Genomic DNA, 5491 nt, shown 5'->3' with positions numbered 1-5491 from the left:
GACCGGCTCCGTGGCATGGCCGATCGGGCAGACGCCGCCGATCGCGTAGCCAGTTTTTTCGCGGACGAACTTCGCGTCCGCGCGGCCAATGGCACCAACTTGCGCCGCGACTTTCTTTTCGTCGACGCGATTCGCTCCGCTCGCGACCACCAGCACCGGCGCGTCGTCTTCACGGCGGCGAAACAGGATCGACTTGGCGATCTGCGCGACCGAGCAGCCGAGCCCGGCGGCGGCTTCGGCGGAGGTCTTGCCGGTTTCCGGCAGCATCACGATCTGGCCGGCGTGGCCGCGCTCGCGCAGCAGCAAGGCGACCCGCCGGGCGGAGTCGGGCAGGGCGGCGAGATCGTCGGCGTGTTGGGGCAGGTTGTCCGTCATGAAGGCAGTTCCAGTTGCTAAGTGATCAGGCACACGAAGCCTGTTCGTTGCGTGCTTTCGCAAGCAGCGCCTTGCCTGCGCGCGAGACGTTCGGCTTGCCGATCGAGCTCGAAATGAAATCGCCAATCGCGACGACCTGTGCGAGGTCGATGCCGGTCTCGATGCCCAGGCCGTTCAACAGATACAGCACGTCTTCAGTGGCGACGTTGCCGGTCGCGCCCTTGGCGTAGGGACAGCCGCCCAACCCGGCCACTGACGCATGAAAAATCTCAATGCCCTCAAGCAGCGCAGCGTAGATGTTGCCAATCGCCTGGCCATAGGTGTCGTGGAAATGCCCCGACAGCCGATCACGCGGGAACACCTGGGTAACCGCTTCAAATACCTCGCGAGTGCGACGCGGCGTGCCCACGCCGATCGTATCGGCGATATCGATCTCGTCGCAGCCCAGCGCAGCAAAACGCTTGACTACATCCACCACCGATTCGACCGGCACTTCGCCCTGGTAAGGACAACCGAGCGCACACGAAACGCTGCCGCGAATCCGCAAACCGTGTTCCTTCGCCGCCTGAGCCACGGGTTCGAAACGCGCAATGCTCTCAGCGATGCTGCAGTTGATGTTCTTCTGCGAGAACGCCTCGCTCGCAGCGCCGAAGATCACGATCTCGTCCGCGCGCGCAGCCAGTGCACCTTCGAAACCACGCAGGTTCGGCGTCAACACTGAATAGATCGTCCCAGGGCGGCGCTCGATGCCGGCCATGACATCGGCGCCATCGGCCATCTGCGGCACCCATTTCGGCGATACGAACGAAGCGGATTCAACGTTGCGCACGCCCGCTGCGGACAGGCGGTTGATCAGTTCGATCTTGACGGGAGTTGGGACAAAGTCCTTTTCGTTTTGCAGTCCGTCGCGTGGACCGACTTCGACGATCTTGACAGCTTGGGGCAAGGCCATAATGGGTCTCCAGCCGCACGAAGCGGCGATGTTTCTGTAATTCAGTAACCGCGGTCGATATCCACCACGCCGCTCACCGCCTCGCCGCGCGAGAGCGCAACAATTTTCTGCGCGACCTGGACGACGCTTTCTGCCCGCAAGGTCTGCGCCGAGCTGTGTGGGGTGATCGTGATGCGGGGTTCCTGCCAGAACGGATGATTGACCGGCAACGGTTCTTCGCGGAACACGTCGAGCGTGGCGGCGGCAATCTGCCCGTCTGTCAGCGCGTTAAGCAAATCCTGTTCGACCAGGTGGGCACCGCGCGCGACGTTGATCAGATACGCGCCGCGTGCCAGCTTCGAAAACACCCGGCTGTTCAGCACATCGTGCGTATCAGGCGTGTGCGGCAACAGATTCACCAGCACCTTGACGCCGCTGAGAAACGCCTCGAATTGCGCTTCGCCTGCGTAAGTGGTGACGCCTTCGATCTGCCGCGCGCCACGGCTATAGCCGCGCACCGGCATGCCGAACGGCACCAGCGCACGGGCCACGTGTGTACCGAGCACGCCCACTCCCAGCACGCCGATCGTGAAGGTCTCGCGTGGATGCGCATCGAGCACTTTCCAGCGGCGTTCCGATTGCTGCCTCTCGTACTCGTCGAAGCGGCGCATGTAGCGCAACACGGCGTGCGCCACATATTCGGCCATCTGCGGCGCCATGCCGGTATCTTCCAGGCGCACGAGTTGCGCATCACGCGGCAGTGTGCCGGGATGTTCGCGTTCGAGTGCAAGAATTGCGTCCACGCCCGCGCCGAGGTTGAACACTGCGCGCAACCCCTCGCGGCGCGCAAATAATTCACGCGGCGGCCGCCACACAACGGCGAAATTGGCAGGCGCGGTATCGCCCGGGTGCCACTCGCGTAGTTCAGCTTCAGGCAGCGCGCGGGCAAAATCCTCTAGCCAGGCGGCCGCTTCGTTTTGCGGCGTGTAGAAAATGATTTTCATGCGAGCAGAAGCGGCGTTACTTGGCGAACAGCCGAGTGATGTCCTTGAATGCCTTGAATTCGAGCGCATTGCCACACGGGTCGAGGAAGAACATCGTGGCCTGCTCGCCCACTTCGCCTTTGAAGCGAATATGCGGCTCGATGATGAAAGCGGTGCCCGCCGCCTTGAGCTTGTCGGCTAGCGTGCTCCAGTCGTCCATCGTCAGCACGACGCCGAAGTGCCGTACGGGGACGTCGTCGCCATCCACTGCATTGACGCCGGCGCGGCCAGTTTCGTCAGGAGCGAGGTGAGCCACCAGTTGATGGCCGAAAAAATTGAAGTCGACCCATTCCGGCGAACTACGGCCTTCCGGGCAACCGAGCAGATCGCCGTAGAAGGCGCGTGCGTTTGCGAGGCTGGTGACAGGAAAAGCCAGATGAAACGGCTGCAGCGCGCGTGGCTGCACGGACGAAGCATGCGACATGGGGCGTTCTCCGTTTTATGGATAGGCTTCATTCTACTTTTTCGACGCCGATCGCGTGCGTTTGGCTCGCAACGGTGCGGTGGTGCGCGGGATGGCGAGCCAATAAGCAAAGCACAAAAACTTGGTTCATCCGCGTTGCAGCCCGCATCACAATGGGTTTCCGGATTCCGGCAGCGAGGACAAACATGCTTTCATGCAGCAAATCGCCATGGCCGCCGCGGCTCGTGACTGTGCCGGGCCTGCACGGCAGCGAGGGCGCGCACTGGCAAAGCTGGCTCGAACGGCAGTTCGCCCGCTCGGTACGGGTCGAACAGGACGACTGGGATGCGCCGGATCTGGCGCGCTGGGGGCAGTCGGTACGCGATGTGCTGGCGCAAGAGCGAGGGCCGTTCGTGCTGGCGGCCCACAGTTTCGGCTGCCTTGCGGCTGCGCGCGCGTTACAACAGGCGTCGTATGTGGCCGAGGTGGTGGGCGTGCTGTTCGTGGCGCCTGCCAGTCCCGCCAAGTTTGCCTTTGCTGGAGCGTTCGAGCCTCGCCGCCTGGGTGTGCCGTCCATCCTGATCGGCAGTGAAACCGATCCGTGGATGCCGTTGGCAGGTTCGCGTGAACTCGCGCAGCGCCTGGGCAGCGCGTTCGTCAATCTTGGCGACGCAGGGCATATCAACACCGCGGCAGGGTTCGGTCCGTGGCCGCGCGCCAAGTACTTCGTCGATACGCTGGTGCATTGCGCCGCACCGCTGCGCTTCCGTGAAGACACCTTTGAGCTGGCGGCGCAGGCGCAGGCCCACGCGTGAGGGCCTGACGCGTTGGCCGCAGCATGGACTGCGGCTTTAAGCGTGGAGCCAGGCGTGGACCTAAGCGCGGCAACAAGCGGCGCAACAAGCGGCGCAATAAGCATGACCCTGATGCCCGCTCTGAATTGCAGCCTTAGCTGTGCGCCTGGTTCGGCGCTGCGTGAGCGTCGCAACCATGTTCACAGCCGCTCTTGTCCAGCGGCATCTGCTGCGCCGCTTCCGCACGAATGCCCAGACGCGCGAGCAGCTTGCGATCCGCCTCCGCCTGCGGGTTGCTGGTGGTCAGCAACTGGTCGCCGTAGAAAATCGAGTTCGCGCCGGCGAGGAAGCACATGGCCTGCAGCGCTTCGTCCATCTGCTCACGGCCGGCTGACAGCCGCACCATCGCGCGTGGCATCGTGATGCGGGCAATGGCGATCGTGCGCACGAATTCGAACGGGTCCAACGCTTCAGTGCCGCTTAGCGGCGTGCCTTCGACCTGCACCAGATTGTTGATCGGCACCGATTCCGGATACGGCTCCATGTTCGCCAGTTGCGCGACGAGCCCAGCGCGTTCGCGGCGCGATTCACCAAGTCCGACAATGCCGCCGCAGCACACATTGATGCCCGCATCGCGCACGCGCTCCAAGGTGTCGAGACGGTCCTGGTAGGTTCGCGTCGAGATGATCTGGCCGTAGAACTCCGGCGACGTATCAAGATTGTGATTGTAGTAATCAAGGCCCGCTTCGCGCAGCCCTTGCGCCTGATGCGTCTCAAGCATGCCGAGCGTCACGCAGGTTTCGAGGCCCATCGCCTTGACGCCGCGGATCATCTCCTTGATCGGCTCCAGGTGCCGGTCCTTCGGGTTACGCCACGCGGCGCCCATGCAGAAGCGCGTCGCGCCGTTCTCTCTTGCGACACGCGCGGCGGCGAGCACCTCATCCACCGGCATCAGCTTGTCGGCTTGCAGGCCGGTGTCGTGATGGACCGACTGCGGACAATACGCGCAGTCTTCTTCGCAACCGCCGGTCTTGATCGACAGCAGCGTCGACAACTGCACGGTATTGGCGTCGAAGTGTTCGCGATGGACCTGTTGCGCACGGAACAGAAGGTCGTTGAGCGGCAACTCGTATAGCGCGACCACGTCGGCGACGCGCCACCGTGCCGTCCCTTGGGCCGCAGCGGTTTGAGTGGTAGTGGCGGCAGTCGAAGCGGCTTGTGGCCGGTCGAGGTGAAGCTGGGTCATATCGTCAATCCTCATGGATGGATGTGATTTGAATTGATGTGCAATGAATCAACGCTGTGCGGCGCGCAGCGTCTGCAAGAGATGGGACGTGTCGAGACAATCAGCGGCCGCGTCGGCGGAAACCGGAGTCAGATGCGGCACGATGCCGAGCAGCGGCGCGTCGTACTGGCGTGCGAGCCGGTCGCGAATCGCTGCGATGTTTTCGTCTGCAAAACTCATGTCCGGATCGACGCGGTTCGCGACCCAACCTGCCAGATGCAAACCGCGTGCAGCGATGGCCTCGGCGGTCAGCAGCGCGTGGCTGATACAACCGAGCCGCATGCCGACCACCAGCACGACGGGCAGATTCAGTGCGCCTGCCAGATCGGCGGTGTCGAGCGTGTCGCTGAGCGGTACGCGAAAGCCGCCGACGCCTTCCACGACAACAAGCTCCGCGCGCCGCATTGCCTCAGCGTGACATTCGACGATGCGCGCAATATCCAGCGTGACGTGTTCCAGATCGGCGACGATATGCGGCGCGGCGGGTGCTTTCAGCAGATACGGTGTGCGAATTTCCGGCGGCAGCAGCACAGTCGATGCGGCATCAAGCTGATCCGCGTCTTCGTTATGCCACACGCCGTCCACTTCGAAAGCGCCGGCCGCAATGGGCTTCATCGCGGCGGCGCGCAGGCCGGCGCGCGCGAAGCCGCGCAGCAGGGC

General features: G+C 63.4%; 7 protein-coding genes. 1 reads left to right on the top strand and 6 read right to left on the bottom strand.

Features of this window, described 5'->3' with window-relative positions; genetic code table 11:
• The 4 genes from WCA85_RS04280 to WCA85_RS04265 all read right to left on the bottom strand — a co-directional run.
• Nucleotides 1–375 (bottom strand): YbaK/EbsC family protein (locus tag WCA85_RS04280; protein ID WP_424061929.1); only part of this gene is annotated, 375 nt, incomplete at its 3' end.
• 25 nt (nucleotides 376–400) lie between these two features.
• Entirely contained in the window at nucleotides 401–1327 is a 927-nt protein-coding gene (locus WCA85_RS04275; protein ID WP_424061928.1) for a hydroxymethylglutaryl-CoA lyase, read from the bottom strand.
• A gap of 41 nt (nucleotides 1328–1368) precedes the next feature.
• Nucleotides 1369–2310, bottom strand: a complete 942-nt coding sequence (locus WCA85_RS04270; RefSeq protein WP_424061927.1) for a 2-hydroxyacid dehydrogenase — start codon at nucleotides 2308–2310, stop codon at nucleotides 1369–1371.
• Between the two features lie 16 nt (nucleotides 2311–2326).
• A complete protein-coding gene (locus WCA85_RS04265; protein WP_424061926.1) occupies nucleotides 2327–2773 on the bottom strand; it encodes a VOC family protein in 447 nt (148 codons plus the stop codon).
• A 185-nt stretch (nucleotides 2774–2958) separates the two neighbouring features.
• Here WCA85_RS04265 and WCA85_RS04260 point away from each other — a divergent pair, with 185 nt between their 5' ends.
• Nucleotides 2959–3567 carry an RBBP9/YdeN family alpha/beta hydrolase gene (locus WCA85_RS04260; RefSeq protein ID WP_424061925.1) on the top strand — a complete coding sequence of 203 codons (609 nt, stop codon included), beginning with the start codon at nucleotides 2959–2961 and terminating at the stop codon, nucleotides 3565–3567.
• Nucleotides 3568–3700: 133 nt separating this feature from the next.
• On the opposite strand, the gene bioB is transcribed toward WCA85_RS04260, so the two are convergent.
• Together bioB and bioD are read right to left on the bottom strand one after the other, a co-directional pair.
• Nucleotides 3701–4792, bottom strand: a complete 1092-nt coding sequence (bioB, locus tag WCA85_RS04255; RefSeq protein WP_424061924.1) for a biotin synthase BioB — start codon at nucleotides 4790–4792, stop codon at nucleotides 3701–3703.
• A 48-nt stretch (nucleotides 4793–4840) separates the two neighbouring features.
• A partial coding sequence (bioD, locus tag WCA85_RS04250) for a dethiobiotin synthase (protein ID WP_424061923.1) occupies nucleotides 4841–5491 on the bottom strand: 651 nt, incomplete at its 5' end.

Origin of the sequence: Paraburkholderia sp. (assembly GCF_049581445.1) — a bacterium.
Taxonomy (GTDB): Bacteria; Pseudomonadota; Gammaproteobacteria; order Burkholderiales; family Burkholderiaceae; genus Paraburkholderia.
This window is presented reverse-complemented; position numbering and strand designations above follow the sequence as displayed.